This is a genomic window from Psychromonas arctica, assembly GCF_038155225.1.
Classification (GTDB): domain Bacteria; phylum Pseudomonadota; class Gammaproteobacteria; order Enterobacterales; family Psychromonadaceae; genus Psychromonas; species Psychromonas arctica_B.
On record NZ_JBAKBA010000293.1, the window covers coordinates 1 to 220 of the forward strand.

Annotated in this window: 1 pseudogene; it reads left to right on the top strand. The window is 37.3% G+C overall.

Features of this window, described 5'->3' with window-relative positions:
• Window positions 1-220 (top strand): annotated as a pseudogene (locus tag V6255_RS18590) (FAD-dependent oxidoreductase); the annotation flags it as partial.

Here is a 220-nt window from a genome sequence, read left to right on the forward strand (position 1 = left end):
CAAAGTACTAGGTGAGCCAGGTGACTATTACCGTTTATTTGAGCTAGAAGAGTTACTAGCGCTGGCTTTATTAGATGAGAAAAAAGTGCCTGAAACAGCTGAGCAATGTATGATTCCATTTGCTAAGCATGTTGATTTATCATTACTTAAATTTGCTGTGGTATTAGTTCAAGAATTTGTTTGTAATGTATTTCGCTTAGGGGCAACAGCAGCTCTTTCT